16 protein-coding genes are annotated in these 17435 nt (G+C 43.4%); all 16 read left to right on the forward strand.

The annotated features are described in order from the left end of the window. Positions 1 to 26: 26 nt before the first annotated feature. The 16 genes from DXB54_RS03280 (at position 27) to DXB54_RS03350 (ending at position 17228) form a co-directional block, all read left to right on the forward strand. On the forward strand, positions 27 to 1496 hold the full coding sequence (locus DXB54_RS03280; protein WP_118694234.1) for a glycosyltransferase family 2 protein: 1470 nt from the start codon (positions 27 to 29) through the stop codon (positions 1494 to 1496). A 262-nt stretch (positions 1497 to 1758) separates the two neighbouring features. Next, positions 1759 to 2067 carry a hypothetical protein gene (locus tag DXB54_RS03285; protein ID WP_021938903.1) on the forward strand — a complete coding sequence of 103 codons (309 nt, stop codon included), beginning with the start codon at positions 1759 to 1761 and terminating at the stop codon, positions 2065 to 2067. A 39-nt stretch (positions 2068 to 2106) separates the two neighbouring features. Beyond that, positions 2107 to 4122 carry a V-type ATP synthase subunit I gene (locus DXB54_RS03290; protein ID WP_021938902.1) on the forward strand — a complete coding sequence of 672 codons (2016 nt, stop codon included), beginning with the start codon at positions 2107 to 2109 and terminating at the stop codon, positions 4120 to 4122. 50 nt (positions 4123 to 4172) lie between these two features. After that, complete coding sequence (locus DXB54_RS03295) at positions 4173 to 4649, forward strand: V-type ATP synthase subunit K (protein ID WP_118694235.1); 477 nt, start codon at positions 4173 to 4175, stop codon at positions 4647 to 4649. A 32-nt stretch (positions 4650 to 4681) separates the two neighbouring features. Continuing rightward, a complete protein-coding gene (locus DXB54_RS03300) occupies positions 4682 to 5275 on the forward strand; it encodes a V-type ATP synthase subunit E (RefSeq protein ID WP_021938900.1) in 594 nt (197 codons plus the stop codon). Positions 5276 to 5468: 193 nt separating this feature from the next. Further along, a complete protein-coding gene (locus tag DXB54_RS03305) occupies positions 5469 to 6440 on the forward strand; it encodes a V0D/AC39 family V-type ATPase subunit (protein WP_118694236.1) in 972 nt (323 codons plus the stop codon). After that, complete coding sequence (locus tag DXB54_RS03310) at positions 6433 to 6753, forward strand: V-type ATP synthase subunit F (RefSeq protein ID WP_021938898.1); 321 nt, start codon at positions 6433 to 6435, stop codon at positions 6751 to 6753. Before DXB54_RS03305 ends, DXB54_RS03310 begins: the two co-directional genes overlap by 8 nt. Before the next feature lie 23 nt (positions 6754 to 6776). Beyond that, positions 6777 to 8540: a V-type ATP synthase subunit A gene (locus tag DXB54_RS03315; protein WP_021938897.1), complete on the forward strand. Its 1764-nt coding sequence runs from the start codon at positions 6777 to 6779 to the stop codon at positions 8538 to 8540. A 3-nt stretch (positions 8541 to 8543) separates the two neighbouring features. Beyond that, entirely contained in the window at positions 8544 to 9917 is a 1374-nt protein-coding gene (locus tag DXB54_RS03320) for a V-type ATP synthase subunit B (RefSeq protein ID WP_021938896.1), read from the forward strand. 79 nt (positions 9918 to 9996) lie between these two features. Next, complete coding sequence (locus tag DXB54_RS03325) at positions 9997 to 10674, forward strand: V-type ATP synthase subunit D (protein WP_021938895.1); 678 nt, start codon at positions 9997 to 9999, stop codon at positions 10672 to 10674. 293 nt (positions 10675 to 10967) lie between these two features. Next, entirely contained in the window at positions 10968 to 11846 is an 879-nt protein-coding gene (locus tag DXB54_RS03330; RefSeq protein ID WP_021938894.1) for a hypothetical protein, read from the forward strand. A 90-nt stretch (positions 11847 to 11936) separates the two neighbouring features. Continuing rightward, entirely contained in the window at positions 11937 to 12065 is a 129-nt protein-coding gene (locus tag DXB54_RS12165; RefSeq protein WP_279220699.1) for a hypothetical protein, read from the forward strand. Positions 12066 to 12381: 316 nt separating this feature from the next. Next, the gene (gene potA / locus DXB54_RS03335) at positions 12382 to 13824 is read left to right on the forward strand and encodes a polyamine ABC transporter ATP-binding protein (RefSeq protein ID WP_118694237.1); all 1443 of its coding nucleotides are present in this window, start codon (positions 12382 to 12384) and stop codon (positions 13822 to 13824) included. A gap of 13 nt (positions 13825 to 13837) precedes the next feature. Continuing rightward, a complete protein-coding gene (locus tag DXB54_RS03340; protein WP_118694238.1) occupies positions 13838 to 14638 on the forward strand; it encodes an ABC transporter permease in 801 nt (266 codons plus the stop codon). Beyond that, on the forward strand, positions 14638 to 15486 hold the full coding sequence (locus tag DXB54_RS03345) for an ABC transporter permease (protein WP_118694239.1): 849 nt from the start codon (positions 14638 to 14640) through the stop codon (positions 15484 to 15486). The genes DXB54_RS03340 and DXB54_RS03345 overlap by 1 nt, the downstream gene beginning before the upstream one ends. After that, positions 15486 to 17228, forward strand: a complete 1743-nt coding sequence (locus DXB54_RS03350; protein ID WP_243104730.1) for an extracellular solute-binding protein — start codon at positions 15486 to 15488, stop codon at positions 17226 to 17228. Before DXB54_RS03345 ends, DXB54_RS03350 begins: the two co-directional genes overlap by 1 nt. Positions 17229 to 17435: the final 207 nt, after the last annotated feature.

Here is a 17435-nt window from a genome sequence, read left to right on the forward strand (position 1 = left end):
CTGTGCCAATAAAAAGGAGAATAAAAATGACAGTGTTAGCCACGTCATTATTTGACAGGATAGGCTTGTTTTTAAGTCATATTTACATGCCAAGTATGCTGGTATTTGTGGTTATAGGTGTGCTTTTGAGCTGCCTTTCATTCTACAATACCCCATATATGATACTTGGTCTGTTCTTTACCAGAAAATACAAGCCGGCGAAGAATTATCATAAGTATGCCATATTGATACCGGGACGTAATGAGGAACCGGTTATTGCAAATCTCATAAATAGTATAAAAAAGCAGGATTATCCTCAGGAATACCTTACCATATTCGTGTGTGCGGATAACTGTACAGACAATACCGCAAAGGTTGCCAGGGATAATGGTGCCATCTGCTATGAGCACTTTAATCCTGACGAGAGGACAAAGGGCTTTGCCCTTAAGTACCTGTTTGAGCAGATAGAAAAGGACTATGGAATAGAAAGCTTTGAGGGATATTTTATCTTCGACGCAGATAATCTGTTAAAGAAGGATTACATATCAAGGATGAACGATTCCTTTGACGCGGGAGAGAAGATAATCACATCCTACCGAAGCACCAAGAACCTTACTGAAGGCTGGGTGGCGTCCCTTTATGCCGTGCACTGGCTGGGATCCATCAGGTTCAAGCACAGACCGAGATCCTTTCTTCATCTTGCAACCAATATTCAGGGAACCGGATTTTTATTCGCAAATGAGATAGTGAAGGACGGCTGGAAGTACACAAGCCTTACCGAGGACAGAGCACTTACTGCCGACTGTGTGGTAAACGGATATGAGATATCCTACAACAATGACGCCATATTCTACGATGAACAGCCAACAAACCTTAAGGTTGCCCTGAGGCAGAGATTAAGATGGGCAAAGGGTCATCTGCAGGCATTTGCCGAGTCCGGATGGGGATTGTTCAAGAATATATTCGTAGACAGGAATACGAAGCATGAGCCGGGAGACAAATGGTACAGCTATACGCTGCGGACCATAAGACACAGATTTATGTCCCTGGATACCTTCTCACAGCTCCTTCCGAGACAGATCGTAACAGGCTTTAAGTGGCTGTTCTGGAACCTGTTCCTGTTCCCGTTCACCATATACGAGTGCGGCGGTGACATGCAGTTCTTCGGCAGCAGCATAATAGGAAAGTTCATGCATTTCATGCACTGGGACTGGCTCATACACCTTGAGCCGGGCTGGGAATCCTACTTCAAATGCGTGGGCATAGTGATCTGCGTCAGGTTCTTCTATCACCTGGGGGTCTATCTCAAGACCATACTTTACGCCGTATATGTGTTCATTATTGAGCGGAAGCGTATCCAGAAGATAAGCCTTGGCAAGAAGATACTTTACTGTATAACCTGGCCACTTTACGACGTCATAGAACGCTGGGTGAAGTACATAGCACTATTCGTCAAGGTAGAGTGGAAGCCGATCCCTCACAACAGTAAGATCACCATCGAGGATATTGAAAACTAGAAATATCCAGTCTGCTATAAGCTTAAGGGAAAACACGTCAAAATCCCTGTAAAATCAGAAAAAGCGGGTATCGTATAATGTACATACCCGCTTTTTTTGAATGTTAATAAACAAATATCACAAACATGTCAGCATAAAGATATAAAAAAAACATAAAATACACAAATAAGGCTTTTTAGTTGCTTGAAAAATGTTATAAATTTAGATAAAATGTTAGTGGTAATTTGTTAAAAAATTACAAATAATGGAGGAGGAAGTGTTAATGCTACAGGAAACAATGAAAACTGTAGAGGCTGCGGAGACTCAGGCAGAAGATATGCTCAAAAAAGCCAGAGTAGAAGCAGACGCTATTGTTGCGAAGGCTAAGCAGGACGCAGAGAAGATCATTGCAGACGCAGGTGCTAAGACCAGGGCGGACATGAAGACTGCCAGGGAAAGCATAAAGGCGGAAGAAGATACAATGACTGAGGAAGCACTTAAGTCTGCCGACGATGAGATAGCCGGGTTAAGGGAGAATGCCCGGAAGAAACAGCAGGAGGCTGCCGATCTTATCATCAGGGAATTAGTCTAAATAACATTAAGAATAAATGAGTGGAAAGGAGGTAATAGTATGGCAGTTTTATCTATGAAAAAGATAAATATCTGTGCCATGAAGAAGGACAGGAAAGCAGTTCTTGAAGAGCTTCAGTCACTGGGAGCAGTGGAGATACAGACTGACGGCGTTGAGGATGATGTGTTTAAGAAGATGAATACGGCAACCCAGCGTGGAAAGTATGAGAAGCGTGTGGCAAATGCTGACAGAGCCTTAGAGATACTTCAGCAGTATGCACCGGAGAGTACTTCAATGCTTGATTCCCTAAAGGGCAGAAGAGAAGTAAAGAACATCAACTATGTCCAGCTTGTGGAAGACAGACGCAGATATAACGGAATAGTAAAAAATATCATAGATAAGGACAAAGAAATATCTAATCTCAATTCAGCTATCTCCAAGAGTGAACTTTCTATAGAGAGTCTCAGACCATGGGTTGATATGGATATACCTATAAACACATCGGGGACAAAGCATACCGACGTGATACTTGGTTCCATGGCACCGGGACTTACAGAAGATATGATACGTGAAATGATAAGTTCAAGGCAGCCTGATATACAGGGCTACGACGTGAAGGTCATATCAACAGATAAGGATCAGACATGTATATTTGTCATTGCACTTAAAAACATATCCGGTAAGGTTGAAGAAGCATTACGTTCAGAGGGCTTTACCAGGATGTCGTTTTTTTCAAAACGTACCCCAAAGGATAAGATAGAAAAATATCGTAGGGAAATAAGCGAATATAAGCAGAATATCCAGTCATTAAGCGACGAGATCTCTTCATATGCTGACAACAGAGAGGATATAAAGCTGCTGTCAGATTATTATAGGATCAGAGCAGATAAATATCAGGTATTAGGCGAATTGCTCCAGTCAAAGAGTACATTTGTCATAACCGGATATATACTTGAGCAGGATTCTGCTAAGGTTGAAAAGATTTTAAACGAGAGATTTTCTCTCATGGTGGAGATCACAGACGTGCCCCAGGAGGAGACGGCTCCGGTGAAGCTCCACAACAAGAAGGTATTTGCATCGGCAGAGGGCGTACTTAATTCCTTTGGTCTGCCGGGAAAGGGAGAGATGGATCCTACAGCTCCGATGAGTCTGTTCTACATCTTCCTGTTCGGTCTCATGCTGTCAGACGCAGCATACGGACTTATAATATTCCTGGCATGTGCCATTATACTTAAGAAATTCCCTAAGATGGATGAGGCACTGGCGAAGTCCATCAGGCTGTTCATGTATTGTGGTATATCCACACTTGTATGGGGAGTATTGTTTGGAGGCTATTTCGGAGATCTTATAACGGTAGTGTCCAGAGTGTTCTTCCATCACGAAGTAACAATAAAGCCATTGTGGTTTGCACCACTTGATGACCCGATGAGACTGTTAGTGTTCTCATTGTTGTTTGGTCTTATTCATTTGTTCGGTGGTCTTGCCCTTAAGGGATATATGTGCCTTAAGAAGAAAGATTTTGTAGGTTTTTTCGCGGACGTTATACCATGGTTCCTGCTTATAGGCGGCCTGGTGCTCATGCTCATGCCTACAGAGTTATTTGCCTCTATAGCACAGACAAGCTTTAACTTCCCGGGATGGCTTAAGACTACAAGCTATGCCATGGCTATAGTGGGAGCCGCAGTGATAGTTGTCATGTCCGGAAGGTCACACAAGAATCCTGCATTAAGGCTTGCCCTTGGTCTCTATGACATATATAACCTGACAGGATGGCTGTCAGATTTACTGTCCTACTCAAGACTTCTTGCTCTTGGACTTGCAACGGGAGTTATCGCCCAGGTTGTAAACCAGATGGGAAGCATGGTAGGAGATTCAGTGTTCGGTGTTATCGTGTTTATACTGGTATTCATCATAGGACATACATTTAACCTGGCTATCAATATGCTGGGTGCCTATGTGCATACCTGCCGTCTCCAGTATGTAGAGTTCTTCGGCAAATTCTATGAAGGAGGAGGCATTGCCTTTAATCCTTTCAGAGAGAAGACAAAATACGTTGACATTGTAGATCAGAAATAAAGAATAAAACAAAAAAGATGATAAGTTTAATATTAAGGAGGAAAATTATCATGACAATGGGTACAGTATTAGCATTAACAGGTGCTGCTTTAGCAGTAATATTAGCAGGTATGGGTTCTGCTTACGGTGTAGGTGTTGCAGGTCAGGCAGCCTCAGGAGTAGTAAGTGAGGATCCAAGCAAATTCGCGAAGGTTCTTATTATGCAGCTTCTTCCCGGTACACAGGGTATCTATGGACTTCTGGTAGGATTCATTGCACTTTCAAAGATCGGACTTCTTTCAGGTTCACCTGCAGAGTTAAGCCTGAACACAGGTCTTATGATCCTTGCTGCATGTCTTCCTATCGGTATTGTAGGTCTTGTTTCAGGTATGCACCAGGGTAAGACGGCAGTTTCAGCTATCGGTATCATCGTAAAGAAGCCTGATCAGTTCGGTAAGGCAATGCTTTTCCCTGCAATGGTTGAGACTTACGCTATTCTTGCTCTTCTTGTATCAATCCTTGCAGTAAACGGTGTACCTGTGAACTAATATAGAGAATATATCAAGGAGAGATTTTAAGTATGACAGGATTAGATACAATCGTAGAACAGATTCTTAACGAAGCTCGTGACCAGTCTGCTGAAATCTTAAATAAAGCAAAGAGACAGTCTGAGGACATAATAGCCCAAGCCCAAAAGGAAGCAGAAAAGGTCAAGGCTTCTTCAGACAGCCGGATCCAGCATGAGAAGACCGGCGGAAAGTCCCGTGCAAAGTCTTCTTCAGAGCTTAAGAAGAGACAGGCAATACTTAAGGCAAAGCAGGAGATCATAGGAGAGATGATGGACAAGGCTTATGCAGATATTCTTGCACTGCCGGATGATGAGTATTTCGCAATGGTCACAAAAATGCTTGAGAAGTACGCACTGCCTAAGGCTGGAAGCATAGTATTTTCAGATAAGGATAAGGCAAGACTGCCACAGGGATATGCAGATACTGTGGCCAAGATCGCAGAAGCCCATGGCGGAAGCCTTAAGGTTTCAGATGACACTTGCGGTATAGAGGGCGGATTTGTACTTATATATGGCGGAATAGAAGAAAATTGTTCATTTAAAGCAATGTTTAATGCGGAAAAGGAGCAGCTTGCAGACAAGGTAAATTCATTTTTGTTTGTATAGTATGTTCTTACCGGATGTGTCAAGTTTTCTATGAAAACTTGATATGTAGCTCCGGCCATTTGCCAGAGGAGGTACCCATGCATCGTAGATGCATATAAAATGGTACCGACGATATGCCGCCCAATGAAATGAGGGGGCAATACTTAAAAAGGCAAATTTTGCATGGCTGGAGTTCGATGACAGGAGGTAAAAAATGGCAGACAAATATATATATGCGGTTGCCCGTATCCGTGCATTGGAAATGTCTCTTTTCTCTCAGGCTACAATAGAACAGCTTCTGGCTGCAAAGACCTATAAGGAAGCAGTTTCATTCCTTGTGGAGCATGGCTGGGGAGACGGAGATACAGGCTTAAATGACAGTGATGTGATCTTAAACAGAGAAACCGAGAAGACCTGGGAGGTTATAAGGGAAATGGTGGATGACATGTCGGTATTTGATGTGCTTATCCTTCCGGATTTCTTCCATAATCTCAAGGCGGCTATCAAGACGGTTATTGCCGGTGAGGTAGAGGCGGATATCTTCTACGACAACGTGCCTATAAAGGGCGATGAAATGGTGAAGATAATAAAGGACCGCAACTTCAATGCTCTTCCTGAGTATATGCAGCAGTGTGCCGAGGAGGCATATGAGTGTATGGCTCATACAGGAGACGGACAGATGTGTGACGTTATAATAGATAACGGAACCCTTAAGGCAATACTTATGGCAGCAGGAGACAGCAAATGCGATATCCTGAGGGAATACGCTGAGACCCAGGTGGCAGTGGCGGACATTAAGATTGCAGTAAGATCATGTAAAACCGCTAAGAATATGGATTTCATGAAGAGAGCAATGGTTCCCTGTGAGACCATCAATACGGACAGACTGGCTAAGGCAGCCCTTTCGGGGATGGAGGATATAGTTAGGTATCTTTCGGAAACCCCGTATTCAGGTGGAGCCGAGGCACTTAATGACAGCTCATCAGTATTTGAGTGCTGGTGTGACAACAGGATAATAGAAACCATAAGACCACAGAAGTTCAATGCATTTACAGTGGGACCACTGGTGGCATATGTTCTGGGCAGGTTAAATGAAATAAAGACAGTAAGGATAATACTTTCAGGAAAACTTAACGGACTTCCTGATAGTGCCATCCGGGAAAGGGTAAGGGAAATGTATGTATAGAATAGCAGTTTTAGGCGATTATGACAGCATATATGGATTTGCAACATTAGGCCTTGAGACATTCCCGGTATCAGATCCCGAGGATGGTGCAGCAATGCTCAGGAGACTGGCAGAGGGTGCTTACGGAGTTATATATATAACAGAGGCACTGGCGGCAGGACTTGAGAAGGAGATTTCCAGGTATAAAACCGGTATAACTCCGGCTATAATTGTTATTCCGGGTGTTTCGGGAAACACAGGAGCAGGCGTAAGCGGAGTGAAGAAATCAGTAGAGCAGGCAGTAGGTTCAGACATACTGTTCAGTGGAAATTAATAGTAAAGGAGAGTGAGTTTTCCGTGGCTATAGGAAAGATAAAGAAGGTCGCAGGACCTCTTGTTATAGCAGAGGGCATGAGAGATGCAAACATGTTCGACGTTGTAAGAGTTAGTGACAGCCGATTGATCGGTGAGATTATAGAAATGCATGGTGATGAGGCTTCTGTTCAGGTATATGAGGAGACATCAGGACTGGGTCCCGGTGAACCTGTTGAATCAACAGGAATGCCTCTTTCGGTAGAACTTGGACCCGGACTTATAAGCAGTATCTATGATGGTATCCAGAGACCTCTGGATGACATTATGAAGATCTGTGGAAATAACCTCGCGAGAGGTGTTGAGGTTCCATCATTAAAGAGAGACATCAAGTGGACGTTTGTCCCTGTTGCCAAGGTCGGCGATAAGGTTACAGCCGGAGACGTAATAGGTACGGTTCAGGAGACTGTGGTTGTTACCCAGAAGATCATGGTTCCTTACGGTGTAGAAGGAACTGTCAAGGAGATCAAGGCAGGAGACTTCACCGTTGACGAGGTTGTATGTATAGTTGCCACAGATAAGGGTGACAGAGAGCTTACCCTTATGCAGAAATGGCCGGTTCGTAGAGGACGTCCATATGTAGAGAAGATCCCACCTGTAATGCCTCTTATTACAGGACAGAGAGTAGTAGATACCTTCTTCCCTATTGCAAAGGGTGGTGTTGCCGCAGTTCCGGGACCTTTCGGAAGCGGTAAGACAGTTATCCAGCACCAGCTTGCCAAGTGGGCAGAGGCAGACATAGTTGTATATATCGGATGTGGAGAGCGTGGAAACGAGATGACAGACGTTCTGAACGAGTTCCCGGAGCTTAAGGATCCTAAGACAGGACATTCCCTCATGCAGAGAACAGTTCTTATTGCCAATACATCAGATATGCCGGTTGCTGCCAGAGAGGCTTCTATATATACAGGTATAACAATAGCAGAGTACTTCAGAGATATGGGATATTCAGTAGCCCTTATGGCTGACTCCACATCAAGATGGGCAGAGGCATTAAGAGAGATGTCAGGACGTCTTCAGGAAATGCCGGGTGAGGAAGGTTATCCTGCATATCTTGGTTCAAGACTTGCACAGTTCTACGAGCGTGCAGGTATGGTAAAGGCCCTTGGATCAGAGGGAAGGACCGGTGCACTTTCAGTTATCGGTGCCGTATCACCTCCAGGTGGTGATATTTCAGAGCCGGTATCCCAGGCAACACTTCGTATCGTGAAGGTATTCTGGGGACTTGATTCAGCTCTTGCATACAAGAGACATTTCCCAGCTATTAACTGGCTTACATCATACTCATTGTATGTTGACAATATGGGCAAATGGTTTGAGGAAAATGTAGATGAGAAGTTCATGACAGACCGTCAGAAGATGATGACACTGCTTCAGGAAGAGGCAGAGCTTGACGAGATTGTAAAGATGGTTGGTATGGATGCCCTCTCAGCAGGTGACCGTCTCAAGATGGAAGCTGCAAGATCTATCCGTGAGGACTTCCTTCATCAGAACTCCTTCCATGAGGTAGATACCTATACTCCGCTTCATAAGCAGTTCCTTATGATGGAGCTTGTTATCGCCTTCTATGAGCAGTCAGCAGAGGCTCTCAGGCAGGGGGCTACAATAAAGCACATTCTTAGCATGGATGTCCGTGAGAAGATCGGACGTTTCAAATATGTGCTTCCGGAGAATGTAGATACCGAATTTGAAAATATCCAGAAATCACTGGCACAGGAACTTGAGAGTATCAAGGGAAAGGAGGACTAAGAAATGCCAAAGGAATATAAAACAATACAGGAAGTTGCAGGTCCTCTTATGCTTGTTCACGGTGTAGAGAATGTAACTTATGATGAGCTTGGTGAGATCGAGCTTGCAAGTGGAGAGGTAAGAAGATGTAAGGTTCTTGAGATCAACGGCGAGGACGCCCTGGTACAGTTGTTCGAGAACTCAACAGGTATCAACCTTTCAAACAGTAAGGTAAGATTTTTAGGCAGAAGCATGGAGCTTGGCGTATCGGAAGATATGCTTGGCCGAGTATTCGACGGCCTCGGACGTCCTATAGATAACGGACCGGAGATACTTCCGGATGAGAGAAGGGATATCAACGGACTTCCTATGAATCCGGCAGCAAGAAATTACCCTTCAGAGTTCATTCAGACAGGTATATCTGCCATTGACGGACTTAACACACTGGTAAGAGGACAGAAGCTTCCTATTTTCTCAGCTTCAGGTCTTCCACACAGTAATCTGGCAGCCCAGATAGCAAGACAGGCAAAGGTTCGTGGAACAGACGAGCAGTTCGCCGTAGTATTTGCCGCTATGGGTATAACTTTCGAAGAGGCTAACTTCTTCACAGAGAGCTTCAAGGAGACAGGTGCCATAGACAGAACAGTCCTGTTCATCAACCTTGCAAATGATCCTGCTGTTGAGCGTATCGCTACCCCACGTATGGCACTTACCGCAGCAGAATATCTTGCCTTTGAGAAGGATATGCACGTGCTGGTTATACTTACAGATATAACAAACTACGCAGATGCACTCCGAGAGGTATCTGCTGCAAGAAAGGAAGTTCCGGGACGTCGTGGATATCCTGGATATATGTACACTGACCTTGCAACATTATACGAAAGAGCAGGAAGACAGAAGGGCAAGAACGGATCTATCACTATGATACCTATCCTTACAATGCCTGAGGATGATAAGACACATCCAATCCCTGACCTTACAGGATACATTACAGAGGGACAGATAATCCTTTCAAGAGAGTTATACAGAAAGGGTGTTACACCACCTATAGATGTTCTTCCGTCACTGTCACGTCTTAAGGACAAGGGTACAGGTGAGGGAAAGACAAGAGGAGATCATGCAAGTACAATGAACCAGTTATTTGCAGCGTACTCACGAGGAAAGGACGCCAAGGAGCTTATGACTATCCTTGGTGAATCAGCTCTTTCAGATATTGATATCCTTTATGCCAAGTTCGCAGAGGCCTTTGAGAAGGAATATGTATCCCAGGGATATGACACGGACAGAGACATTGAGGAAACTCTTAACATAGGATGGAAGCTTCTTTCAATCCTTCCTAGAGCAGAGCTTAAGCGTATTGATGATAAGTGGCTTGATATGTATTACGGAAAATTCTAAAGCGGACAGCTGTAGATATATTAACAAAGGCTTATCATCAGACCATAAGGTCATGGTATTATAGGAAAGGAGGAGAAGCATGGCAAATGTAGTTGTGAACCCTACACGAATGGAGCTTACAAGACTTAAGAAAAAACTTGTGACAGCTTCAAGGGGACATAAGCTATTAAAGGATAAAAGAGATGAGCTCATGCGTCAGTTCCTTGATCTGGCAAGAGAAAATATGGAGCTTAGACTTAAGGTTGAAGCAGGGATAAAAGCAGCGAATACCAACTTCGTAATTGCCAAGGCAGGCATGAGTGAGCAGACTCTTCATACTGCGTTAATGGCTCCAAAGCAGGAGGTTAAGCTTGAGGTGAGTGACAGAAATGTCATGAGCGTTGACATCCCGGTATTTAATTACAGGACCAAGAGTGCAGACGAAAGCGATATTTATTCCTACGGTTTTGCATTTACATCCGGTGATCTGGATGACGCGGTGAAGTCTTTGTCGGATATCCTTCCGGATATGCTTAAGCTTGCTGAGATAGAGAAATCATGTCAGCTTCTTGCCGCAGAAATAGAGAAGACAAGACGTAGAGTTAACGCTCTGGAGCATGTTATAATTCCGGAGACAAAAGAAGGTATAAAATATATAAGCATGAAGCTTGATGAAAATGAGAGAAGTACCCAGGTACGACTTATGAAGGTCAAGGATATGATGCTTGAAGATGCTCATCATTACAAGGAACATCGGTTTGAACATGCCAACAGCTGATCATGAATCCAGATGATCAGTTTTATGCAGGCGTGCCATATACCAGAGTGGAGGTAGACGGCACGCCTGCTTTTTTAATGTGATTTTAATTGAAACCAGTATATGTTCCAGGTATAATGGTAATGCGTCGATTGGTACATATTAAAGGGATTAACAGGTGAATAATGTATATATGTCCGGTATTGGTAATGTGTTATAATGGATGATATTCGGAGTGGCGATTCGAAGGCTGTGTGACAGCACGAAAATATGATGGCAAGAGAATAAGTACAGGGTGAGGGAGATTAGATAATATGAATATTGTGGCGATAGCGATAATAATTTATTTGCTCAGGAAGAAGGATACAAGAAAGAGTGATGTGGCAAAGGTGTCGGCATTTCCTATAATTGCATTGATGATATTATCGTTTACTGTAAATGATGGATTTTCGGTACTTGTTACACTTGGAATAATGTCATACATAATCATAAAAGCACTTAAGGGTGGAACACATAATAAAAGAGCAAAGGACTACGGATGGCAGACTAATGACAACAGGTGGGATCCCAGGAGAAATACAGTGCCGGAAGGCACAATGGGTGGATATGAGAAAAGGGTAGAGTATGGTCGTGATGGCAAGCCTTTAAAGCCTGTGTCAAGAAATGCCGGTAAGAGAAGGCGGGTTGTGAATAAGTTCAATGAAGAGTATGGTCTTAATCTTACAGACAATCAGGTTCTGTGTATAGTTGATGCCTCTTATATGTCCGCCGGCTGGAAGACAGAGCTTACTGCCATGAACCAGAAATACGAGAATGTATATGAGTGGTTGGAGTCGGATACCAGATGGCTTCGTGCATATCTGTATGTCTTGAGTATCCAGGATGTGTCTCCTGATTTTGAGGAACAGCACAGGATAGTAACCTCCACATTCCAGGAGATTTTTAATTACAGCGATTCACTCGGTGATATGTCATTGGATGAGAAGATTAAGACGATAAATGAGAAGTACTTTGCTTCATTTAATCGGGTTACTTATATGATCGCTTATAGATTTCTTGAATATCAGGGCTTCAAACATAAGCTTGACAGTGTGGAAGCCTTTAAATATCAGGATGAGATGGACAGGCTTAAGGGCAAGTACGATGACTATTTCAGTGAGTTCAGTAAGAGTACCACATACCCCAATATTTAAAACCATATAGTCAGACATATTTAATTCCCATTTATTGAAATAATTCTTCAATAAATGGGAATTTTATGTTAGAATAAGGAGATTTGTCCAATGGGCAGATCAACTTGTGACAGGAGGGATGAGACGGAAGTCTGTTTCCGTACTCTACTTGACAGGGATGGCGACACATCTGCAGAGAAAACTGCGGATCTGCCCAGATATGGACTGGCAAGGTACTAACCGACTGTCATGTCATCAGTTTGGCTATAAACTGGGGTTTTTCTTCAAATATATCAGTAAAGTATTTGATTTCCCCCCCATAGTATCTGTTGGATGATGGAGCAGGGTTATTGCATGTTTCCCTGTCTGCCGAGTATTATAAAGCAACAGGTGCAAGGAGAAGCACAGATAAAATTCTCCGTTATTTGCTCCCCGGGCTGATGAAGAGTCATATCATATATGTCAGAATTACAAAAGATCCTGACATATGGCGTCAGCAGAGTCGGCTAATTGCAGACCATAAAGGCTGATGTTCTAAAGAGGAGGAAATAAAAAAATGGAAAAAAACAATTCCAACAACATCATTGAGCTGAGGAACATCTCACGAGTATTTGAAGATGGATTCGCAGCGGTTGACGGATTCAACCTGGAAGTAAAAAAAGGTGAATTCGTAACCTTCTTAGGCCCTTCGGGATGTGGTAAGACCACAACACTCAGAATGATCGCAGGGTTTGAAATCCCAACATCAGGTGAAATTTTATTAGACGGCAGAGAGATAAGCAAGCTGCCACCAAACAAGAGACCTATAAATACGGTCTTTCAGAGGTATGCCCTTTTCCCACACCTGAATATTTTCGACAACATTGCATTCGGTTTGAAGCTTAAGAAGCTTCCTAACCAGGAAATCGTAAAAAAGGTTAAGCGAGTACTGGAAATGGTTGACCTTGAGGGATTTGAGAAACGTAAGGTTTCAACTCTGTCAGGTGGACAGCAGCAGCGTATAGCCATAGCCCGTGCCCTGGTAAATGAGCCGGAGATACTTCTTCTTGACGAGCCTCTTGGTGCCCTTGATCTTAAGATGAGAAAAGAGATGCAGCTTGAGCTTAAGAATATGCACGAGAAGCTAGGTATTACATTTATCTATGTAACCCATGACCAGGAGGAAGCCCTTACCATGTCCGACAAGATCGTAGTTATGTCAGAGGGTAAGATACAGCAGATCGGAACTCCCGAGGATATATATAATGAGCCGAAGAATGCATTTGTAGCAGACTTTATCGGCGATAGCAATATCTTCAACGGAATAATGACAGGCAAGCTCAGGGTGCGTTTCTGCGGTGCGGAATTTGAGTGTCTTGATGATGTTGCAGAAGGAACTAAGATAGACGCAGTTGTAAGACCTGAGGACGTTGTGATAACAACACCTGATAAGGGTGCCATAAAGGGTGTTGTCACATCAGTGATATTCAAGGGAATACATTACGAAATCACTGTCCAGTCAGGAAAGAATGAGATAGTTATCCAGTCAACCAAGTCAGCCAAAACAGGAGAGGAAGTAGGCCTTAATATAGAGCCCGACGGAATCCATATCATGGTATCAGAGACAGCCATGAACCACATTGAGGCAGGGCTTAACAAGTCATATGAGCTTGATATATTTGACGGCGAGCTGGATTTCAATATAACAGATGTGTTAGCAGGCTCAAAGCTTGTGGATAATGTGCTTGTGGATGCCAGCGGAAACGAAATAGATCCGGACAAGCTTAAGATAATCCTTTCGGTTCTTCCTGAGGATATCGAGATGAGCGACGAAGAGGATGCCGGTATTGTAAACGGACATATCATCAACCTTATCTACAAGGGAGATCACTACAGCTATGTTGTAAGGACAGATGACGAGGAGGACTTCATTGTTGATGATGAGGACCTCTGGAACATGGACGACAGAGTCAGCCTTATGATACCACAGGACAAGATTAAATATTCAATAAAGAAATAAAGCGGAGGAAGCCATGAAAGGATTACGTTTTTCAAGAAAACAGCTTGGAATACCCTATGCATTATTTCTTATCTGCTTTGTGGTAGCACCACTGTTTGTAATTATATATTATGCATTTACAAATGGTGAGGGACAGTTTACTCTTGCCAATTTTACAGGATTTTTCACAAATCCCAATACCCTTGGAACTCTTTGCTACAGCTTCGCTCTGGCGGTTGTCACCACCTGCGTGTGTCTGCTTCTGGCGTATCCCATCGGATACATACTTGCGAAGAGTAATCTCAAGAAAAAGGGTGTTATCGTCATGATATTTGTCCTTCCTATGTGGATAAATTTCACCTTGAGGATAACAGCCTTAAAGGAAATATTAACAATGATAGAGGGCAATCTGGCATACCATCCTTTTTTAAATTCCGTGATCGGTATGACCTACGATTTCCTTCCCTTCATGATACTGCCATTGTACACAACAATGCTTAAGCTTGATAACAGCCTCCTGGAGGCGGCCAATGATCTTGGGGCAAATGCAGTCCAGACCTTCTTCAAGGTTACGCTTCCCCTTACCATACCGGGCATAATAAGCGGAGTTGTAATGGTATTCCTTCCGTCAATGACCAACTATGTTGTTCTTGACATGCTTTATAACAGCACATACATCATGGGTAGTCTTATCGGAAGCTATTTCTCAGCTTATAACTGGCATGGCGGATCAATGATAGCCCTTATACTTCTGGTGATCATACTTATCTTCACATTGTGTACCAACAGATTTGAGGATGATGACGCCAAGAACAGAGGAGGTGCGTTGTTATAATGAAGAGATTTGGCGGAACAATATTTATAATCATAATGCTGCTGTTACTCTACACACCTATACTGGTGCTGGCTGTGTACAGCTTTACTACTTCAGCAAATATTGGTACCATCCATGGATTTTCCATGGATAACTATGTGACCTTGTTCACAAAGGCAGAGCTTAGATCCATGATAATCGGAACGGTACTTCTGGCAGTGGGATCAGCGGTAATTGCCACAATACTTGGAACCATAGGTGCCGTAGGAGCGTATTATTCAAAGAAAATCTCAGCAGGAGCTATCGGTGCCATGAACCAGATTCCTGTTGTAAATGCGGACGTTGTAACAGGCTTCTCGATCTGCATACTTCTTATCGTTGTGTGCGGAATGAATAAGGAGAGCTTTGTTCCTCTTGTTATCGGACATGTAGTGCTGTCTGCACCATTTGTGTATCTCTCAGTAGTACCGAAGCTTAAGCAGATGGACAGCAGCCTCTATGAGGCAGCCCTGGATCTTGGAGCTTCACCGGCATACGCATTGTTTAAGGTTGTGCTTCCACAGATCGTGCCTGGTATCGTGTCGGGATTTGCCCTTGCAATAACTTTGTCATTGGATGATTATTTCATAGCAACCTACACTAAGCCTGCCACATTTGACACCATAAGCACTTATGTTGTAAATGCCACCAAGGGATCCCAGACAGAGACTAAGACAGCCCTCTGGGCACTGTCCACAGTGATCTTCCTGATAGTTATAATTGTGGTAGTTATCATGAACATAGCAGGCAGGAACGGCGACAAAAATAAAGAAAATGCCCACCCACAGAAGGTACGTAGGCAGAGACTGGAAAAGGGGGCGGCAAAATAATGAGAAAAAGTGAGATCAATAACAGACATACATTGATAACCGGAAATAAATGTGGCAGGATCCTTTCACAGATTTCCGAAAAAAACAGAGGCAGTATCGGATCATATGTGAGAAGAGCCACGGCAGTTACTCTTGCCGCAGTCATGCTTGGAGCAAGCCTTCCGGTATATGCCAAAGCACCGGAAACCGGTAATGTAACAAATGTGGTTTCCGATGGGAAAGGTCGGAATATAAATGATGAGGCTGACCCGGCAGAAGGTTCTGTTTCGGCAGATAATAAAGATGGTGATAAGGCTGGAAATACAGCTTCCGATGGTAATGCTGCCGGAAAAGGTGATGATGTTGTAACCCTCAGGGTCTGCAACTGGGAAGAGTATATCGACCTTGGCGGCTGGGACGAAGACGAGGCAATGGAGCTTGAGAATGGTCAGACCATATATGGCGACAGACCCATATATCAGGAATTTGAGGACTGGTATTATGAGAACTACGGCGTGAAGGTTAAGGTGGAGTACTCCTGCTTCGGTACAAATGAGGAACTATACAGTATGCTTACCCTTGGTGACAAGTATGATCTTGTATGTCCTTCTGATTATCTTATAATGAAGCTCATGAAGGAGGAGGCGGTAGTGCCTTTCTCAGATGAGTTCTTTGATGAAAGCAAGGAAGACAATTACTATGTTAAGGGAGTGTCTCCTTATATCAGAAATGTATTTGACGAGAACGAGATAAATGGCGAAAGCTGGAGCAAATATGCTGCCGGTTACATGTGGGGACTTACAGGAATACTTTATAATCCTGAATACGTTTCATATGATGAGGCGTCCACATGGGCAATCATAAATAATCCAAAGTTCAGCCGTCAGGTTACGGTTAAGGATAATGTAAGAGACACATATTTCGCAGCCCTTGGTGTTTATAAGCATGATCTTCTTACAAGTGATGAATTTGTAAATGCATCTGATTATAGTAACAGACTTCTCGAGGAAATGAACGATGTAAGCGAGGATACTATTGATGATGTGGGAAATCTTCTTCAGGATGTAAGGGATAATGTGTATGCATTTGAGACGGACAGCGGTAAGGCTGATATTGTGTCAGGAAAGATCGTTGCCAATTACCAGTGGTCAGGAGATGCAGTATATGCCATGGATCAGGCAGAGGAGGACGGTGTAAGCCTTGACTTCGCAATACCTGAGGAGTGTACAAATCTCTGGTTTGATGGCTGGGTAATGCTTAAATCAGGAATTTCTGAGGATCCAAGAAAGCAGCAGGCGGCTGAGGCATTTGTCAATTATGTGTCAAGACCTGACAATGCAGTGAGGAACATGTACTACATCGGTTACACCTCAGTAATATCCGGTGGGGATGACGATACAATAATTGATTATGTGGATTACAATTTCGGTGCAGAGGAAGACGAGGAGGATACATTTGACTATAATCTCGGCTACTTCTTCGCAGGTGATGAAAATTCCGAGGATTACATCGTGACTGCACCTATGGAGCAGATGAACAGGCAGCTCACAGCCCAGTATCCTTCGGCGGAGGATATCTCCCACAGTGCCATCATGCTGTGCTTCGATGATGACGCCGCCGCCAACATCAACCAGATGTGGATCGATGTGCGTTGCTACAATATCAAGGATGTGCCTGTAGGCATATGGATATTTGCAGGGGCAGTGGTAGTGTTGATAGTCGCTGCCATTGTGAGAAGGAAAATGCAGATGAGGAAATACTAAGAATAAGCATTAGTAGCTGATAATCAATAATATAGGGAATAAAAAGTACAGGTAAACATCGGTGAGTGAGACTGATGGTTTGCCTGTATTTTTTGCTATGGCAGCGAGGCAGGTGCAATATGCTTGCATAATTTATGCCTTAATTATGTATAATTTTTAAGGGAAAATTGTTGAGGGGGGTCAGGAAAAAATACTTATTATGTGCGA

The organism is Coprococcus sp. OM04-5BH (assembly GCF_003482105.1).
GTDB lineage: Bacteria > Bacillota > Clostridia > Lachnospirales > Lachnospiraceae > Coprococcus.